We start from the raw sequence: 19,631 nt of genomic DNA on the forward strand, positions 1-19,631 counted from the left end.
TTTATAGATGATTAAATTAGCTTTATTATTTAAGGAGGGGATTAGGATTAACATATACGATGATATAGGATTAGTAAAAGGTGTTGGACCTAAACTTAAAGAGAGACTTAATAAAGTTGGTATATTTACTGTTTTAGATTTACTTTTATATTTTCCAAGGGACTATGAATTTTTAAATGATGATATAAGTTTAAATGGAGATACAAGTGATGAAAAAGCTATTTTAAAATGTAGAGTTCAAAGTTATGGAAGTTCCATAAGAACTAGAAATGGTAAAACTTTAACTACAATTAACTTTACATATAATAACTTAAAGGTTATAGGGAAATGGTTTAATCAGCCTTATATAAAAAGGAATTTCATTTTAGGTAATGAATATAATCTTATGGGTAAATTTAAAAAGGTTAATAATACTCTAGAGGTTATTAATCCATTAATACCTTGTAAAGAAGCTAATAAAAGTGAGATTTTACCTATATATACTTTGAAAAATGGATTAACAAACAAAATTTTAGTTAAACTTATAAATGAAATACTTAAGAATATGATTATAAAAGAAAATTTACCAGATGAAATAGTGAAAAAGTATAAACTTATATCCTTAGATAAAGCTATAAGAAGCATACATTTTCCAGAGGGAAGAGGAGAGTTACAAAGTGCAATAAATAGACTTAAGTTTCAAGAATTATTCACATACTCCCTAAAAATAATAATGATGAAGGCTCATATAAAGAAAGAAAATAGCGGAATAAGTTTTAAAATGAGTCATCTTCTTAAGGACTTAAAAGAGTCACTTCCATATACTTTAACTAATACACAATCAAGAACTCTTAGAGAAATACTTCTAGATCAAAAGAGAAATATTGCCATGAATAGATTGGTTCAAGGGGATGTTGGATCTGGAAAAACTTTAGTAGCATTAATATCTATGTTTAATGTGTACATGAACGGATATCAAACTGTTCTTATGGCACCTACAGAAATATTAGCTAATCAACATTATGCTGAAGCTAAAAAATATTTAGATAAATTTGGAGTTGATATAGAGCTTTTAACTGGAAGCACTAAGGAAAAAGAAAAGAAGAGAATAAAAGAAAAAATAGCTTCAGGGAAAGAAATAATGTTAATAGGAACTCATGCCTTAATACAGGATGATGTTGAACTAAATAATTTAGGTCTTGTGGTAACAGATGAGCAACATAGATTTGGAGTAGAACAGAGAAGTAGGCTTATAAATAAAAATAAGAGAGCGGATGTTTTAGTAATGACTGCTACCCCTATTCCAAGAACTCTTTCCTTATATTTATATAGTGACTTGGATATTTCTATAATAGATGAATTACCTCCAGGAAGAAAGCCAATAGATACTATGCTAGTAGATATGAATCAAAGAATGAAGGCTTATAACTTTGCTTTAAAGGAAGTAGAGAAAGGAAGACAATTCTATATAGTATCACCTTTAATAGAGGAAAATGAAAAGTTAAATCTAAACTCTGTTGAAAAAATTTATGAAGAACTTAAAAATGGAATCTTTAAGGATGTAAGAATTGAAATTTTACACGGTAAGATGGCTGGAAAAGATAAGGATAAAATTATAAATACCTTTAAAAATGGGGAAATAAAAGGTATAATATCTACAACGGTTATAGAAGTAGGTGTTAATGTACCAAACTCTACAATGATGATTATAGAAAATGCAGAGAGGTTTGGTTTAGCTCAACTTCATCAGCTTAGAGGAAGAGTTGGAAGAGGAGAACATAAGTCTTATTGTATTCTTATAGCTAATACTAAAAATGATATTACTAGAAGAAGGATGGAAATAATGACAGAGAGTTCAGATGGTTTTTATATTGCAGAAGAGGATTTAAAACTAAGAGGTGCTGGGGAAGTCTTTGGAATGAGACAGCATGGAGATGAAGGATTTATTCTAGCTAATGTAGTTGATGATATAAATATATTAAAATGTGCTAATCATGAAGCTAAATTAATAGTAAATAATATAAATGAAGATAATAAAAAGCTTTGTACAGAAATAATGAGGGGAATTGAAAGAAATAGTAGGTATATTTGTTTCAATTAGTAAATTGTTCAAAAACTAGTAATATGATAAAATAATTAAGGAAAATCAAAGGAGGACATTATAAATGAGAATAATAGCAGGAAAAGCAAGAGGAAGAAAACTATTATCACCACCAACATATGAAACAAGACCAACACTAGATAGAGTAAAAGAATCAATGTTTAGTATGATTCAATGGTATATACCTGATGCTGTAGTTATAGATGTTTTTGCAGGAACAGGAAGTTTAGGATTAGAAGCAGCAAGTAGAGGAGCTAAAGAATGCTACTTAGTTGATAAGAGTCCAGTAACATTCCCTGTTTTAAAGAAAAATATAGAAAATTTAGGCTTCGGAGATTTTTGTCATGCTCTAAACACAGATGCTTATTCTGCATTAAGAAGTTTAGCTTCAAGAGGTAAAGTATTTGATTTAATGTTTATAGATCCTCCATATATGAAAAATCTTATTCCAGAAGCTATAGAAATAATTGAAGAAAAAAACTTACTTCAAGAAGATGGGTTAATAGTTACTAAAATAGATTCAAGTGAAGAAATTTTTGAGGGAACTGAAAAGATAAAGCTTACAAAAGTTAAGAAGTATGGAAATACAACAGTTTGCTTTTATAAAATAGAGGAGGACTAAAATGAGAGTAGGGGTTTATCCAGGAAGTTTTGACCCTATTACTAAAGGACATCTAGACCTTATTGAAAGAGCGGCAAGTAAATTTGATAAGGTCATAGTTGCTGTTCTTATAAACATAAATAAAAAAGGTATGTTTTCTATAGAAGAAAGGGTTAATCTTATAGAGAAGTGCGTTGCAAAATACAATAATGTTGAGGTTAAAAGTTTTAATGGACTTTTAATTGATTTTGTGAGAAAAGAAAAAGCAGATGTAATAATAAAAGGTTTAAGATCAGTTACTGATTTTGAATATGAATTCCAAATGGCACTTATGAACAGAGAATTAGCAAATGAGGTTGAAACTGTATTTATGGTTACAAGCCCTAATTACTCTTATATAAGCTCGTCTGCAATAAAGCAGGTTGCAAGTTTTAATGGAGAAATAAAAAACTTTGTTCCAAAAGAGATAGTAGAGGATTTAGAAGAAAGGATTATTAGTTTAAGAGGGGAGGGATAATTATTAACATGGAGTCACAAGTTATTGAAATTTTAGATTACTTAAGAGATATTGTTGAGGGAGCTTCTAAGGTCCCTATAACAGGTAAGGTTGTTGTTGATAGAAAAGAAGTTTTAGAACTTTTAGACCAAGTGATTAATTGTCTTCCAGATGAGATTAAAAAAGCACAGTGGGTTTTAGGAGAGAAAGAAAGAATCTTAGCTGAAGCTAGAAAAGAAAATGAGAGTGTTAAGCAAGAAACTTATGAAATGATGAAAAAAAGAATTGAGAATCATAATATAGTAAAAGAAGCAGAATTAAGAGCCCAGGAGATAATAGCTAATGCTCAAAGACAAGCAAAAACTATTAGACTAGGCTCAAGAGAATATGCTGATGAAATATTATCTCAATTAGAAAATGAAATAACTAATAAAAGAGAAGAATTTCTTAATCATATGAAAAATAATATGGAGAAGTTTGCTATTGATTTCACAGAAGACTTAGATAAAGCAACTGGTGAAATAAGAAGCAATATTAAGGAATTAAGAGGCGATAAGTAATTTATATAAAATTGCTAAGCCAAGGGTTATTCCTATAATTAATATTATTGGAGAAAGCGTAATTAAAAATGAGCTTTCTATAAGTGAAACTGCAATATTATTTTTAAATATCATATAAATGAAAAACATAAGTACAAAGGCAATTATTCCTTGCAAAACTTTAAATAAGAAGTATTTTATTATAGATACATTTTCTTTATAAAAGAAAGAAGAAGTTTGCATTATTATTGAAAGTCCACCAAAGGAACTTAAAAATGATAGTAAGAGTAATTTGCTAAAAAGTGATAAATTACTAGAAGCTATTATGTTACATCCATTTGTAACTTCTATGCTTCCTAAAAATAAACCGTTAAATATATCAGGAGGTAGATTTAACATAGAACTTAAGTTTGTTAATGTTCCAGTTGAAATAAATAAGGTTTTTAACATACTTATTATTACTGAAAACATAATTACATATCCGCATAGGACAAGTATATTTAAGGAAGCATCCTCAATAGACTTTTTAATCACTTCTCCTATGTTAAAAGTAGATTTGTTTTCAGTAATGACTTCTTTAGAAAGAGAGAGTTTTTTCTCTCTTTTTTTATTTTTAGTTATTATACCCATAATAATTGCAGAAAGATAACTTGGTATTAATAATAAATATCCAAGAGTTGAATTTCCAAGCATTGATGTTCCCACAGCGCCTAATAGAAATAAAGGGCCTATATTAGAAGCTATATTTAAAAGTCTTACAAATTCATCGTGGGGAATAAGCCCCTTTTTATATAAGTCAGTGGAATATTTTGCACCTAGTGGATATCCACAAAGAAAACTTGCAACTAAAGCAAAGCTACAAGGATAACTTAATCCTAAGGGTTTACATAGAATAGGACCTAAGATCTTTGAATATAGTTTTATTCCATCTAAATTAATTATCATGTTACATATAACCATAAATGGAAACATAGTTGGAAGCACAGAGTAAAAAAATAACTTTGCACCAGCTAAGGATGCTTCCATGGAAAGTTTAGGATTTACTATAAAGTAAATTACTGTTAGGGTTAAAAATAAAGAAAAAATAATATTGCCTTTTATTTTTAATAATTTTATTAAAATTATACTTAGTATTATTATAAGTAAAAATAAAATACTATACATGGTTTCCTCCTTTTACGAAATCATATATAGTATTTATATTTAAGTACATATAATAATATTATTGTTATCTAAAAATAATAGGACTAATTAAATAATCACTGTTAATTTTAACTGATGGATTTAGAAGGCTATAAATATTAGTGGCTTTTATGTCAAATTCTAACAAAGGATCTGCTTTAGCTTTTGATAATTTATTAACGATGTTTATTTCAGAATTTTTCTTAATCTCTTTTAAAATTTCCCTTCCTTTATTATTAAATCCTAAGATTCTTACATAATTAGGAGAAGATTTTCTAAGAGAAAGAAGATCTTTATTTACATTTAATAGTACGTGACATAAAATTCTGTTTAATCTAGTGTATGAATAACGCTTACTTTTACAAAGGTTTATTAATTCATCTAAAGAATTAGCTTTTCCTATGTTTTGAATTATCTTATTATCTATTCCTTCAGAAGCCTCTGGTATTTCTTTTAATACATTAGGATTGCTTACTATAGCGTATTTTACTAAGTCAAACATTTTGTCTAAATCACTAAATGAAGTGTTTTTTAATAAGTTATAGCTATACTCAGGCATAAAATCAAGACTTTCTTCTATATTTGAAGTATAAATACTTTTTCTTATGGCAGAAGCAGAAGCTATTTCATTTTTTGAAAGTTTTTCATCATTGTAATCTGCTCCTAATCTTTGTATAGTAAAAGGTTTTATAGAACTTTGAAGCTTATAAAGGCTTTTACAATATTCAATGGCTAATATATTATTAGAAGAGTTTAGAACTTTTTCTAAGTATGAAAAATCAATTTTATAATTATTATCATCTAAGTACTTCATTAAAGCTTCACTTCTAGCTTTAGGAAAGGGAAGTCCTTCCTTTAAATAATCCTTTAAATATTCTTTAAATAGAGGAGGTTCATTGATAATAATTTCACTAAGTTTTTTGATTAAATCTATATCTCCACATTCTGACCCAAAACAAATATTATTAACTACATTTAAAGAATTAAGCAAAGATACTGCACCAAAGGCAAAAAATTCTGCTGAAGAAGTTGCAAAAAGGGTTGGAAGTTCTACAACTAAATCAACTCCAGCTTCTAAGGCCATTTTTGTTCTAGTCCATTTGTCCGTTAAAGCAGGCAAACCTCTTTGCACAAAGTTTCCACTCATAGCACAAATAACTCCATCGCAATTTGTAATCTCTTTTGAACTTTTTAGATGAAGTTCATGACCTAGATGAAAAGGGTTATATTCAGTTATTATGCCAGTTATATTCATTTAAATCACCACTTTTTCCTATTTTGATAAAACTATAATAACCTAATATATAAAAATAATAAAGTGTATATATTTATTAGAAAATTCAGATAATTTTAAATATAAAAACAATATTATGATACCGTTTTTTTGTTTGTTATCTGTTGAAAAATATATTAGTATAGGAGTATAGTATTATTAGTATTGTGTGTGATAACACATAACATCTGCTTTGACTTGAAAGGAGAAATGAACATGGAACTTATGAAACAAATATGGGAAAGTGCTAAAAATAATAGAAAAAAAATAGTACTTCCAGAAGGTGATGAAGAGAGAACTCTTGTCGCTTCACAAAGAATAAAAGAAGAAGGACTTGCTGACGTTTACTTAGTAGGTTCAGAACAAGTAATAAGAGAAAAAGCTGAAGCTTTAGGCGTAAATTTAGAGGGAGTAAACATAGTTGATCCTGAAACTTCAGATAAATTAGACACTTATATAAACGAATTTTATGAATTAAGAAAAGCTAAAGGAATGACAGTTGAAAAAGCTGGGAAAATCGTAAGAGATCCTTTATACTTCGGAACAATGATGGTAAAAATGGGTGATGCAGACGGAATGGTATCAGGTGCTGTACACACAACTGGTGACCTTTTAAGACCAGGCCTTCAAATAATAAAAACTGCTCCAGGAGTATCTGTAGTATCAAGTTTCTTCATAATGATGGTACCAGGTTCACAATATGGAGAAGGTGGAATGTTATTATTCTCAGACTGTGCTGTTAATCCAAATCCAAATGCAGACCAATTAGCTGCTATAGCTATAGCTACTGCTGATACTGCTAAAAATCTTTGCAAAATGGATCCAAAGGTTGCAATGCTTTCATTCTCAACAATGGGAAGTGCTGATCATGATTTAGTAACAAAGGTAAGAGTAGCAACAGAAAAAGCTAAAGAATTAAGACCAGATTTAGATATAGATGGTGAATTACAATTAGATGCTGCTATAGTTGGAAAAGTTGCTTCACAAAAAGCTCCAAATAGTAAAGTAGCAGGAAATGCTAATGTTTTAGTATTCCCAGATTTACAAGCTGGAAATATAGGATATAAATTAGTTCAAAGATTTGCTAATGCAGAAGCTATTGGACCAGTTTGTCAAGGTTTCGCTAAACCAATAAACGACCTTTCAAGAGGATGTAGTTCAGAGGATATAGTTAACGTTGTTGCAATAACTGCTGTTCAAGCACAAGCAACTAAATAGTAATTGATTAGAATTTTATATAGATGGATAAAATTAAAATGAATTAAGCTTATTAATTTTACATTATAAGTTTAACAGGAGGAGTTTATAATGAACGTATTAGTTATAAATTGCGGAAGCTCATCATTAAAATATCAATTAATAGATATGGATACTGAAAATGCTTTAGCAACTGGATTAGTAGAAAGAATAGGATTAGAAGGCGCAAACTTAACTCAAAAGAGTGAAGGTAAAGATAAATATGAAATCGTAGAGCCAATGAAAGATCATCAAGATGCTATTAGATTAGTTCTAGGAGCTTTAATAGATGAAAAACATGGTGTTATAAAATCATTAGATGAAATAAATGCTATAGGACACAGAGTTGTTCATGGTGGAGAAAAATATGCTGAATCTGCATTAGTTACAGAGGAAGTTATGAAAGATTTAGAAGAGTGTGCTAAATTAGCTCCACTTCATAATCCTGCAAATATAATAGGAATAAATGCTTGTAAAGCATTAATGCCAAATGTTCCTATGGTTGTTGTATTTGATACAGCATTCCATCAAACAATGCCAGAAAAAGCATTCGTATATGCATTACCATATGAATTATATGAAAAAGAACACATAAGAAAATATGGTTTCCACGGAACTTCTCATAAATATGTTTCAGCTAAAATAGCAGAAGCTATGGGTAAAAACATAGAAGATTTAAAAATAATCACTTGTCACTTAGGAAATGGTGCAAGTATAGCAGCTATAAAAAATGGTAAATGTGTAGATACTACTATGGGATTCACACCACTTGAAGGTTTAGTAATGGGAACTAGATGTGGAAATATAGACCCAGCTGTAGTTACATACTTAATAGATGAATTAGGATATACTTCACAAGAAGTAAATACTTTAATGAACAAAAAATCAGGAATATTTGGAGTTTCAGGAGTAAGCAGTGACTTTAGAGATGTTGAAGCAGCTGCTGACAAAGGAAGCAAAGAAGCTCAAATAGCTTTAGATTTATTCAGAAACTCAGTTAAGAAATATATAGGAGCATACATTGCAGAGATGAATGGATGTGACGTAATAGTATTTACTGCTGGTGTTGGAGAAAACTCAATCATAGAAAGAGGAGCTATCTGTAGAGATTTAGAATTCTTAGGAATTGAGTTAGATGAAGAAAGAAACAATATAAGAGCTAAAGTTGCTGAAATAAGCAAAGAGGGTTCAAGAATCAAACTTTTCGTAGTTCCAACTAACGAAGAATTAATGATAGCACAAGATACAGTAAGTATTATAAGTAAATAATTATAAAATACTTGACTTTTAAATAGCTAGTTAATATAATAAGATATGTGTTGTTTAGGAATAAACAATGCATATCTTATGTTAAGGAGCGTGAAAGTAGTTATTTAACTACGATGATTATGAAATTAATTTTTTCAGAAATATGCTCAAAAAGAGAAAGAAGAAAATCTTTAGATTTTGTTCTGGATTTAAAAAGCTTCGAATTTGAAGGCGAAAATATGAAGGTTATAAAGCCTCTACATTTTACTGGTGAAGTTATATCTAATGAGTCTTTTATAGAGTTAGTAGGTAACATTACTGGAGAACTTCAGATGAAGTGTTCAAGATGCTTAACTAATTTCTCTTATGAAGTATCAATAGATATGGATGAGAAATTTACAAATAATTCAAATCAAGAAGATGATTCTATTGCTTATGTAGAAGGCGACGAATTAGATGTTGCTGAAGCGGTAGTAGAAAACGTAATTTCAACCTTACCTATAAAAAGACTTTGCAGCATAGACTGCAAAGGGCTTTGTCAAAAATGTGGTATTGATTTAAATAAAGAAACATGCCAATGTGACAATGAAGAAATTGACTTAAGAATGGCAAAGCTAATGGACTTGTTTAAGTAATAAGGAGGTGTAACAATGGGAAATCCAGCTAGAAAAACGTTCAGAGCAAAAAGAGATTCAAGAAGAGCTCAAACTTTCAAGGCAAGCTTACCAGGTATCGTAGAATGCCCACAATGTCATGAAATGAAAATGGCTCATAGAGTATGTAAAAACTGCGGACACTACAAAGGTAAAGAAGTAGTATCAGTTGAAGAATAAAAGAAAGTCTTATGACTTTCTTTTCTTTATATATAGGAAAAAAAAGGGGTGAAACTCATGAGAGTTGCTGTAGATGGAATGGGCGGAGATCATTCCCCAAGTGCAGTAGTTGAAGGTTGTGTTCAGGCATTAGAAGAATTTAAGGATATAGAAATATATATAACTGGACCAGAAGATCTTTTAAAAGAGGCTTTTTCTAAGTTTAAATATGACAAAGAAAGAGTTGTTTTTATAGATGCTAAAGAAGTAATAAGTACTAATGAGCATCCTGCTATGGCTGTTAAAAAGAAAAAAGACTCAAGTCTTGTTAAAGCTCTTAGACTTGTTAAGGACAATCAGTGTGAAGCAGTTATATCAGCTGGAAGCACAGGTGCATTTTTAACAGGATGTACACTTATTGTAGGAAGAATAAAAGGGGTTGAAAGACCAGCTTTAGCACCAGTTATGCCAGGTAAAAATGGTCCTTTTATGATAATCGATGCAGGAGCTAACGTTGATTCTAAACCTTCTTATTTAGTTCAATTTGCTAAAATGGGTGAGGTTTACTTTAAATCTGTTATGGATGTTAATAACCCTAAGGTAGGATTAGTTAATATTGGAGAAGAAGAAGAAAAGGGTAATGACCTTACAAAGGCTACTTATAAGCTTCTAAAGGAAGAAAAAGATATTAACTTTATTGGAAATGTTGAACCAAGAGAAGTTTCAACAGGAGATGTGGATGTCTTAGTTTGTGATGGATTTGTTGGAAATACTGTTTTAAAGATGTATGAAGGTGTAGCTTCTACAATATTAAGTATGATCAAATCAGAAGTTAAATCATCATTTTTAGCTAAATTAGGAGTACCATTCTTAGCGCCAGCTTTAATGAACCTTAAGAAAAAAATGGATTATAAAGAATATGGTGGAGCACCATTTTTAGGTGTAAAGGGAATATGTGTAAAAGCACATGGTAGTTCTGATGCAAAAGCTTTTAAAAATGCAATAAGACAGGCAAGAAAGTTCCATGAAAATGACCTAATTGGGAAATTAAGTGAAGAAATCACTAAAAAAAGCTTTGATAATCAAAAAAATATTTAAAAATTACGTAATGCGTATTGACTATGCATTTTATATATAATAATATTTTATTAGATTAACTTAGGAGGTGAATTGAATGTTTGATAAATTAAAAGAAATTATTGCTGATAAATTAAGCGTAAACGAAGATGAAATAACTATGGAATCAACATTTATAGATGACTTAGGTGCGGATTCTCTTGATATAGTTGAATTAATAATGGCTCTTGAAGAAGAGTTAGAGATGGAAATCCCAGATGAAGATGCTGAGGGCTTCAAAACAGTAGGAGATGTAGTAGAATACATCACAGAACATACAGAGAAGTAATAAAGTCCCGCAATAAGCGGGATTTTTAATTTAAGTTTATTCTTGAAGTTGTTTCACAAACAACTTGAAGAATAAACCTTAAGGAGATGAATTTTAAGGTGAAAGATATAAATTTAATAGAAGTTGAAAAACTTATAGGAATTGAGTTTGAAAACAAAGGAGTGCTTATAACAGCATTAACGCATAGTTCATATGCAAATCAATTTAAAGATGTAAAATATAATGAAAGATTAGAATTTTTAGGAGATTCAGTTTTACAGCTTTGTGTTACAAAATATTTATTTAATAATTACAAAGATAAATCTGAAGGTGAATTAACAAAAATAAGAGCTTTAGTAGTTTGTGAAAATTCTTTACATAAAGTTTCAAAAAATCTATCACTTGGTAAGTATATAAGAATGAGTAAAGGTGAGGAACTAACTGGAGGAAGAGAAAGAACTTCAATACAAGCTGATGCATTAGAAGCAGTAATTGCTGCAGTTTATTTAGATAAAGGAATTGAAGTTGCAAATGACTTTATTTTAAGAAACTTTAAAGATGTTATAGATAAGGCTATAAATGAAGAAATAATCTTAGACTTTAAAACTAGATTACAAGAAGTTCTTCAAAAAAATGGGGAAGTTAATATTGTTTATAATTTAGTTAAGCATGAAGGACCACCTCACAGAAGAAAATTCTTTACAGACCTTTTAATTAATAATGAGATTATGGGTCAAGGTGTTGGATTTAGTAAAAAAGAATCAGAACAAAATGCAGCTAAAGCAGCACTGCAAAGGTTAGGTGAAATTAAATGGGAAAAAGACACTATATAATCCCAATTTTTGTTCCTCATGAAGGATGTCCACATGATTGCGTGTTTTGTAATCAAGGGAAAATAACTGGAGAAAATAAAGAGATTATATTAGGGCCAAAGTACAAGCAAGAAAATAAGGTTAATAGTGATTTTGTAAGAAAGACAATTGAAGAATATATAGAAACAATTGGTGAAGGAGATAGAATATTAGAGGTTTCTTTCTTTGGAGGAACTTTTACTGCTATTGATATAAATAAGCAAAGAGAACTATTAGCTGTTGCAAAAGAATATAAGGATAAAAAAATTATAGACTATATAAGGTTGTCTACTAGACCAGATTATATTGATGAGTTTATTTTAGATCATTTAAAAAGTTATAAAGTTGATATAATAGAACTTGGAGTTCAGTCTTTAGATAAGGAAGTGTTGCATAAATCAGGTAGAGGTCATGGTTATGATGAGGTTCTAAAAGCTTCTAAGTTAATTAAAGAATATGGCTTTACTTTAGGTCATCAAATAATGGTAGGACTTCCTGAGGACACTTTTGAGAAGGATATAGAAACAACAAGAGAGTCTATAAAGATGAAACCTGATATATGTAGAATATATCCTGCTCTTACAGTGAAAAATACTCCTATGGAGGATATGTACTTAGAGGGAACTTATAAACCATATACTCTAGAAGAGGCTGTGTATATAAGTGCTAAACTTTATAATATGTATAAAGAAAATAATATACAGGTTATAAGAATTGGTTTGCAGCCTACAGATAATATAGCTTTAGGTAAGGATATTGTAGATGGGCCTTTCCATCCTGCTTTTAGGGAATTAGTAGAGAGTAGTATTATAAATGAAAATATATATAATATCTTAAAGGATAAAAGTGGAGAGGTAACTATAAGAATTAGCAATAAATCAGTTTCTAAGCTTTATGCTGATAAAAAGAGATACTTCAATGAACTTAAAGACAAGGCACAAAATTGTAATTTGAAGGTTAAAGTAGATAATTCTATGGAAGTAGATAAAATAAATATAGAAGTAGAATCGAAAGTATATAAAATAGATTTATAGTTATTATATGCCTTGGAGTTGATCTCTGAGGCTTTTTTTATTGATATTTTAATTGGCATAATATAAACTTATACCATGAGGAGTGAAGTACAGTGAGAAAAACTACGAGAGACAGGGTTATAAAAATTACTATTATTTTTGTTGTAATATGCTTTTTAGCAACTTTATTACCGATTATGTTTATGTAAGGATAGGAGTGAATATATGTTTTTAAAATCTCTTGAAATAAGGGGATTTAAATCATTTGCTGATAAAACAGAATTAAATTTTAAAAAAGGAATAACAGCTATAGTTGGGCCTAATGGAAGTGGAAAAAGTAATGTATCAGATAGCGTAAGATGGGTTTTAGGGGAGCAAAGTGCTAAAACCTTAAGAGGAGCTAAGATGGAAGATGTAATCTTTACTGGTACAGAATATAGAAAGCCTATAGGATATGCACAGGTTTCTTTAACTTTAGACAATTCTTTAGGGGAACTCCCTTTAGATTATTTAGATGTAAAAGTTACTAGAAAATTATTCCGTTCTGGAGAAAGCGAATATTTAATAAATAATTCTCCTTGTAGATTAAAAGATGTTGTAAACCTATTTATGGATACAGGAATAGGAAAAGAAGGGTATTCGCTTATTGGTCAAGGTAAAATAGATAGTATTCTAAGTGGTAAGCCGGAAGATAGAAGAGCTATTCTAGAGGAAGCTGCAGGTATTGTAAAGTTTAAATCTAGAAAAGGTGAAGCTGAGAAAAAGTTAAAGAATACGGAAGAAAACTTAGTTAGAATAAATGATATAATTTTTACTTATGAAGAAAGATTAGGTCCTTTAGAAGAGGAAAAAAATAAAGCTTTAAGATATTTAGAGCTTTCAAATGAATTAAAGCACAAAGAAATATCATCTATTATGAGTGAATTACATAATATTGATGGGGTTATATTAAAGCAAAAAGAAAAGATAAAAGATTTAATAGCATTTAATGATAAGCAAAAAGAAAAGTATAAAGAAGAAAGAGAGAAAATGTTTGCTTTAAAGGAAGAGTTAGACTCTTTAGAAGGCAGCCATTCTAAAAAGCAAGAAGAGTATTTTGTTAAAAAGGAAGAAATAAATAAAAGCTTAGGAAAAGTAAATCTTTTAAATGAAAGAATTAAAAATATAGATGAATTAATTCTTAAAAACAAAGAAGAGTTAGAAGAAAATAAGAAGAAATTAAATGTCTTAATGAAGGAAAAAAACTCTATAGAGAAGGATTTTAATTCAAATAAAAGTAAGTTTGAAAAAGAATTAGAAGAAATTAATACCTTAGAAAAAGAAGTTAATGAACTTAACTTAAAATTTATTTCTAAGGAAAAAGAAATTAAAAAGATAAAGGATGAGGAATTAGAACTTTTAAAAAAGGTTTCTTTATCTAAAAATAAAATGACAATGCTAGAAAGTGAATTGAGTAATATAAATGAAAAACTTGATTCATCAAAAAGCAAACAAGTAAATTATGATAATTCATTAAAAATTAATTTAGCAACTAATTTAAATCTTCAAAAAGAGCTTCAAATTATAGAAGAAGAAAAGAAAGATAAAGAAAGAGAATTAAGGGAAAAAGAAGAAGAGTTTAGAGAAGGCTTAAAGTTAATTAAGGAAACTCAAAGTAAACTTAATCAAATTTTATCAAAGGTAAATAAGGTTGAAGCTAATAAAGAAATGCTAAAAAAATTAGAAAATCAATATGAAGGATACAACCTTTCAGTAAAGAAAATAATGGCTAGTGTAGATGCTGGACGTGTAAAAATAAATAAAAACAAATGCAAAGTTTTAGGAGAGGTTGTGGAAACTAAGGCTGGATATGAAACTGCCATTGAAGTAGCCTTAGGTGGAAGTATTTCTAATATTATAACTGAAGATGAGGAAGTTGCAAAAATTCTTATTAATCATCTTAGAGAAAATAAGTTAGGAAGAGCTACATTCTTACCATTATCAATAATAAGGGGTAAGAAGTTAGAACTTAGCAAAAACATAGTTGAAAGTGAAGGATTCTTAGGAATAGCTTCAGATTTAGTAAACTTTAAAGAGGTTTATAATAATGTTATAAATTATGTATTAGGTAAAACTATAATATGTGATAATATAGATAATGCCATAAAAATTGCTAAAATGCTCAATTATAGACATAAGATTGTTACCTTATCTGGTGAGGTTGTAAATGCAGGTGGAGCACTTACAGGTGGTAGTCTTTATCAAAAAAACACAGGTATAATGTCTAGAAAAAATGAAGTTAAAGCTTTAGAGGATGAATTAGTTAGGGTAAAAAATGAAGAGCACATACTAACTAAAGAATTGGAAAAGTTAAATAGAGATCAAGAAGAGTTAAGCATAAAAAAACAAGAAATTATAGACAAAATATATGAAAAGAATTTAGAGTTAGCAGACTTAAATAACAAGATTAAAAATGTTAATGATGAAACTTTTAAAATAAAAAATTCTATAAAATCTTTAGAGTTAGAGCTTAAGGATATTGATTCAAGAAAGATTAAGATAGTTAAAGAAATTGAAATTGTTAATGAAAAGATTAGTCAATTTGAAAACAAAGAAGTAACTAATTCAGAAAAGGTAAAAGAATTAGATAAGAAACGTGAAGAACTTTCAAAAACTCTTTCTAAATATAAAGATAAGCTAACTAATATGAAAATAAATAAAGCTAAGCTTCAAGAAGTTATTGAGGGAAGAGAAAAGGAAGCTAATAGAATAAATTCTTCTATAGAAGAAGTGGAAAATAAACTTATAAATATTACTAAGTACTTAGAAGAGATAAAAGCTAATAAGGAAGAAAGTAAAAAAGAAATAGTTTTATGTGAAAAGTTCATAAAAGAAGAGGAAGTAAATATAATTACTCTTGAAGAGAACTTTAAATCCTTTGAACTTAAAAAAGGTAAGTTAAAAGAGACCATAAGCTCTGCTGAGAATATCTTAGAAGTTCTTTCAGTTGAAATAGCTAAAAAGGAAGAAGAAGTTCATAAAAATGATATAACTTATACAAAACAAGAAAATGAAAAAAATATCTTAAACAAAAGACTTCTAGAAGAATTTAATACAAGTTTTGAAGAAGAGAAAAATAGATTTAAGCCTATTGAAGATATGAATTCTCATAAGTCAAGAATATCAACTCTTAAAGCTAGAATAACTGGTTTAGGAAATGTAAATGTAAATGCTATTGAAGAATTTAAAGAAATATCTGAGAAGTATAATTTTATGACAACAGAAAGAGATGATTTAGAAAAGGCTAAGGAAGAACTTTTAAATGTTATAGAAGAAATGACATCTAAGATGAGAGTAGTCTTTAGACAAAATTTTAATATCTTAAATAAGCTATTTGATGAAACCTTTAAAGAATTATTTAAAGGCGGTAGTGCAAAACTTGTTTTAGGTGAGGGTGACGAACTTACAGGAAATATAGATATAAATGTTCAACCACCAGGAAAGAAGCTTCAAAATATTAATCTTATGTCTGGAGGAGAGAAGGTTTTATCTGCTATAGCCTTATTATTCTCCATATTAAAGATGAAACCTACACCATTCTGTATATTAGATGAAATTGAGGCTGCTTTAGATGATGCCAATGTAAGAAGATATGCAGAGTTTTTAAGTAAGTTTAGAGATAATACTCAGTTTATAGTAATAACGCATAGAAAAGGTACTATGGAAGCTGCTGATGTTATGTATGGAGTTACTATGGAAGAGAAAGGTATATCTAAAATTGTTTCAGTAGACTTGGAGAAATAGAGGAGGACAAAAAATGTTTGGAAAATTATTTGATAAATTAAAAACTGGATTAACAAAAACAAGAGATAACTTAACAGATAAAATAAATGAGGCTTTAAATTTAGCTGTAACTATAGACGACGATATGTATGAGGAGCTTGAAGAAGCACTTATAATGTCAGATATAGGAATGGATACTACTGTTGAAATAATTGATAGATTAAAAGCTAAAATAAGAAAAGAAAAAATAAATGATGTTGAAATGGTTAAACCAGCCTTAAAAGAAGTTATTGCAGAAATGATGTTAGAAGGAGACTCTGAAGAGGAAGAAGAGGATAACGAAAAGAAAGTTATGCTTATAATAGGGGTTAACGGAGTAGGTAAGACTACTTCAATAGGTAAGATAGCAGCTAGAAATAAAAATAATGGTAAAAAAGTTCTATTAGCCGCTGCGGATACCTTTAGAGCAGCTGCCATAGATCAATTAGATATATGGAGTCAAAGAGCTAATGTAGATATAGTTAAGCATCAAGAAGGGTCAGATCCGGCGGCAGTAGTTTTTGATGCCGTACAGGCTGCTAAAGCTAGGGATGTAGATTTATTAATATGTGATACTGCTGGGAGACTTCATAACAAGAAAAATCTTATGGATGAGTTAGCTAAAATAAATAGAATAATAGATAGAGAATTAGGAGATAGAAAAAAAGAAACTCTTCTAGTATTAGATGGTACAACAGGTCAAAATGCAGTTATACAAGCAAAACAATTTATGGAGGCTTGTCCTATTGATGGAATAATATTAACTAAGTTAGATGGAACAGCTAAGGGTGGAGTTGTTATATCAATAAAAAATACTTTAAATATACCAGTTAAATATATTGGTGTTGGAGAAGGTGTAGAGGACTTACAAAAATTCAATGCTAAGGAATTTGCAGAGGCATTATTATAAGAAAAAAATAAAAAAATATTAAAAAAATTATTGATCATAAATTAATAGATAGTATTTTATATAAGTAATCATCAGGTTTTTAAGCATAATTATCAAAAAAATAAGTGTTAAGTGAAAATACTTGACACTTATAAAATTATTTGTTATTATCTTATTCGTGAGCAAGGTGGTTATATGGAAAATAGATTTGAAATATCAATGTTAATAGATTACTATGGAACATTGCTTACGGAAAAGCAGTTTAATGTTATGACCCTTTATTACAATGAAGATTTGTCACTAGCAGAGATTGCTGAAATTAATAAAACCAGTAGGCAAGCAATTTATGATTTAATCAAAAGATGTTGTAAGCAACTTCATTCTTATGATGAAAAACTTAAATTATCAAAAAAAATTGATAAAAGGTATAGAATTAAAGAAGAGCTTATGGCAGAATTAAATAAGAACTCTAATTTAGATGAAGATATAAAAAAATATATAGATGAGAAATTAGAGGAAATTATAAACGCTTAGGAGGGTTAAGCATGGCTTTTGATGGATTAGCGTCTAAATTACAAGACACGCTTAAAAAATTAAAGGGTAAAGGTAAGCTAACAGAAAAAGATATAAAAGAAGCCATGAGAGAAGTAAAGCTTGCGCTTTTAGAGGCAGATGTTAACTTCAAGGTGGTAAAAAAGTTTATATCAAATGTTAAAGATAAATGTGTTGGTGAGGAAGTATTAAATAGTTTAACTCCAGGTCAACAGGTTATTAAAATAGTTAATGACGAATTAACAACTCTTATGGGAGAGACTGAGAGTAAATTAAAATACTCAGACAATGGACCAACAGTGTTCATGTTAGTAGGTCTTCAAGGTGCAGGTAAAACAACTATGGCTGGAAAACTTGCATTGCACTTAAGAAAGAAAAACAAAAAGCCATTACTTGTGGCTTGTGATATATATAGACCCGCAGCCATAAAGCAATTACAGGTTGTAGGAAAACAAATAGATATACCAGTATTCTCAATGGGAGATAAGGTTAAGGCTGTAGATATTGCCAAAGCTGCAATAGAGCATGCAAAAGACAATGGAAATAACGTTGTTATAATAGATACCGCTGGTAGACTTCATATAGATGAAGATTTAATGCAAGAGTTAAAAGATGTTAAAGAAGTTTCAAATCCTAGTGAAATATTATTAGTAGTTGATGCTATGACAGGTCAAGATGCTGTTAATGTAGCAGAGACATTTAATAACTCATTAGATCTTTCAGGAATAATATTAACAAAGTTAGATGGTGATACAAGAGGTGGTGCTGCTCTTTCCATAAGAGACATTACTGGCAAGCCAATTAAATTTGTTGGTGTTGGTGAAAAGATGAGTGATATTGAAGTATTCCATCCAGATAGAATGGCTTCAAGAATATTAGGAATGGGAGATGTCCTTTCTTTAATAGAAAAAGCTCAGCAAGCTATTGACCAAGATGAAGCAAGTAAGTTAAGTGAAAAAATGTTAAATCAAGAATTTAACTTTGATGACTACTTATCAGCTATGGATCAAATGAAAAAGCTTGGACCTATAAATAAATTGATAGAGATGATTCCAGGTGTTAACACAAAGGAACTTGAAGGTATTGATTTTTCTCAAGGAGAAAAACAAATGGCTACAGTTAAAGCAATCATACAATCAATGACAGCTAAAGAAAGAAAACAACCTTCTTTAGTAATAGGAAATGGTTCAAGAAAGAGAAGAATAGCTAAAGGTTCTGGTACAACAGTACAAGAAGTAAATAAAGTCTTAAAAGGCTATGAAATGATGAAAAAGCAAATGAAGCAAATGAAATCATTCCAAAAAAATGCTAGTAAAAAGGGATTTTTAAGTAAACTTCCTTTTATGAAATAAATTGAACACACTTTTGAAGGAGGTGAAAATGTAATGGCAGTTAAAATAAGATTAAGAAGAATGGGTGCTCACAAAGCTCCTTTCTACAGAGTAGTTGTTGCTGATTCAAGAAGTCCAAGAGACGGAAGATTCATCGAAGAAATAGGATACTACAACCCAATCGCTAAGCCAGAAGCTGAAGTTAAAATAGACGCTGAAAAGGCTGCTAAGTGGTTAGGAAATGGTGCACAACCAACTGATATAGTTAAAAAATTATTCAACCAAGCTGGTATAAAATAGTTTTCCTAGGGGGTGAATCTACTTATTTTTAAGTAGGAATAAT

At 29.4% G+C, this 19,631-nt stretch carries 19 protein-coding genes; 17 read left to right on the forward strand and 2 right to left on the reverse strand.

From position 1 onward, the window contains the following. Window positions 1–7 precede the first annotated feature (7 nt). The 4 genes from recG to I6G60_RS06705 all read left to right on the forward strand — a co-directional run bounded on the left by recG (window position 8) and on the right by I6G60_RS06705 (window position 3,737). Window positions 8–2,080, forward strand: coding sequence for an ATP-dependent DNA helicase RecG (recG, locus tag I6G60_RS06690; RefSeq protein ID WP_110016148.1), 2,073 nt, complete (start codon window positions 8–10; stop codon window positions 2,078–2,080). A gap of 64 nt (window positions 2,081–2,144) precedes the next feature. Beyond that, entirely contained in the window at window positions 2,145–2,702 is a 558-nt protein-coding gene (gene rsmD / locus I6G60_RS06695) for a 16S rRNA (guanine(966)-N(2))-methyltransferase RsmD (protein WP_003458525.1), read from the forward strand. 1 nt (window position 2,703) lies between these two features. Further along, window positions 2,704–3,198, forward strand: coding sequence for a pantetheine-phosphate adenylyltransferase (gene coaD, locus I6G60_RS06700; RefSeq protein ID WP_003458450.1), 495 nt, complete (start codon window positions 2,704–2,706; stop codon window positions 3,196–3,198). Between the two features lie 8 nt (window positions 3,199–3,206). Further along, complete coding sequence (locus tag I6G60_RS06705; protein ID WP_003458392.1) at window positions 3,207–3,737, forward strand: ATPase; 531 nt, start codon at window positions 3,207–3,209, stop codon at window positions 3,735–3,737. Here I6G60_RS06705 and ylbJ read toward each other — a convergent pair. Together ylbJ and I6G60_RS06715 are read right to left on the reverse strand one after the other, a co-directional pair. Continuing rightward, on the reverse strand, window positions 3,720–4,880 hold the full coding sequence (ylbJ, locus tag I6G60_RS06710; protein WP_111744273.1) for a sporulation integral membrane protein YlbJ: 1,161 nt from the start codon (window positions 4,878–4,880) through the stop codon (window positions 3,720–3,722). The genes I6G60_RS06705 and ylbJ overlap by 18 nt on opposite strands. A 64-nt stretch (window positions 4,881–4,944) precedes the next feature. Continuing rightward, complete coding sequence (locus tag I6G60_RS06715; RefSeq protein ID WP_197925667.1) at window positions 4,945–6,153, reverse strand: nucleotidyltransferase; 1,209 nt, start codon at window positions 6,151–6,153, stop codon at window positions 4,945–4,947. 234 nt (window positions 6,154–6,387) lie between these two features. Between I6G60_RS06715 and pta the strand changes: the two genes are divergently transcribed. The 13 genes from pta to rpsP all read left to right on the forward strand — a co-directional run bounded on the left by pta (window position 6,388) and on the right by rpsP (window position 19,588). Further along, window positions 6,388–7,389, forward strand: coding sequence for a phosphate acetyltransferase (gene pta / locus I6G60_RS06720; protein WP_003458455.1), 1,002 nt, complete (start codon window positions 6,388–6,390; stop codon window positions 7,387–7,389). A gap of 90 nt (window positions 7,390–7,479) precedes the next feature. Continuing rightward, window positions 7,480–8,676, forward strand: a complete 1,197-nt coding sequence (locus tag I6G60_RS06725; RefSeq protein WP_003458524.1) for an acetate/propionate family kinase — start codon at window positions 7,480–7,482, stop codon at window positions 8,674–8,676. Between the two features lie 218 nt (window positions 8,677–8,894). Further along, the gene (locus tag I6G60_RS06730; protein WP_011010580.1) at window positions 8,895–9,290 is read left to right on the forward strand and encodes a YceD family protein; all 396 of its coding nucleotides are present in this window, start codon (window positions 8,895–8,897) and stop codon (window positions 9,288–9,290) included. Between the two features lie 15 nt (window positions 9,291–9,305). Next, complete coding sequence (gene rpmF / locus I6G60_RS06735; protein ID WP_003449428.1) at window positions 9,306–9,488, forward strand: 50S ribosomal protein L32; 183 nt, start codon at window positions 9,306–9,308, stop codon at window positions 9,486–9,488. Between the two features lie 57 nt (window positions 9,489–9,545). Further along, entirely contained in the window at window positions 9,546–10,565 is a 1,020-nt protein-coding gene (plsX, locus tag I6G60_RS06740; RefSeq protein WP_003458435.1) for a phosphate acyltransferase PlsX, read from the forward strand. 76 nt (window positions 10,566–10,641) lie between these two features. Further along, window positions 10,642–10,872, forward strand: coding sequence for an acyl carrier protein (gene acpP / locus I6G60_RS06745; RefSeq protein ID WP_003458423.1), 231 nt, complete (start codon window positions 10,642–10,644; stop codon window positions 10,870–10,872). A 98-nt stretch (window positions 10,873–10,970) separates the two neighbouring features. Further along, window positions 10,971–11,684, forward strand: a complete 714-nt coding sequence (gene rnc / locus I6G60_RS06750) for a ribonuclease III (RefSeq protein WP_003458447.1) — start codon at window positions 10,971–10,973, stop codon at window positions 11,682–11,684. Continuing rightward, the gene (locus I6G60_RS06755; protein WP_003458439.1) at window positions 11,663–12,736 is read left to right on the forward strand and encodes an elongator complex protein 3; all 1,074 of its coding nucleotides are present in this window, start codon (window positions 11,663–11,665) and stop codon (window positions 12,734–12,736) included. The genes rnc and I6G60_RS06755 overlap by 22 nt, the downstream gene beginning before the upstream one ends. Before the next feature lie 204 nt (window positions 12,737–12,940). Then, on the forward strand, window positions 12,941–16,498 hold the full coding sequence (gene smc / locus I6G60_RS06760) for a chromosome segregation protein SMC (RefSeq protein ID WP_011590936.1): 3,558 nt from the start codon (window positions 12,941–12,943) through the stop codon (window positions 16,496–16,498). A gap of 13 nt (window positions 16,499–16,511) precedes the next feature. After that, window positions 16,512–17,426 carry a signal recognition particle-docking protein FtsY gene (gene ftsY / locus I6G60_RS06765; protein ID WP_003466435.1) on the forward strand — a complete coding sequence of 305 codons (915 nt, stop codon included), beginning with the start codon at window positions 16,512–16,514 and terminating at the stop codon, window positions 17,424–17,426. Between the two features lie 174 nt (window positions 17,427–17,600). Beyond that, window positions 17,601–17,939: a putative DNA-binding protein gene (locus I6G60_RS06770; protein WP_003458448.1), complete on the forward strand. Its 339-nt coding sequence runs from the start codon at window positions 17,601–17,603 to the stop codon at window positions 17,937–17,939. 11 nt (window positions 17,940–17,950) lie between these two features. Beyond that, entirely contained in the window at window positions 17,951–19,309 is a 1,359-nt protein-coding gene (gene ffh, locus I6G60_RS06775) for a signal recognition particle protein (RefSeq protein ID WP_003458480.1), read from the forward strand. 33 nt (window positions 19,310–19,342) lie between these two features. Next, window positions 19,343–19,588 carry a 30S ribosomal protein S16 gene (rpsP, locus tag I6G60_RS06780; RefSeq protein ID WP_003458442.1) on the forward strand — a complete coding sequence of 82 codons (246 nt, stop codon included), beginning with the start codon at window positions 19,343–19,345 and terminating at the stop codon, window positions 19,586–19,588. Window positions 19,589–19,631 lie beyond the last annotated feature (43 nt).

It is taken from the genome of Clostridium perfringens, assembly GCF_016027375.1.
In the GTDB taxonomy this organism is placed as follows: Bacteria; Bacillota; Clostridia; order Clostridiales; family Clostridiaceae; genus Sarcina; species Sarcina perfringens.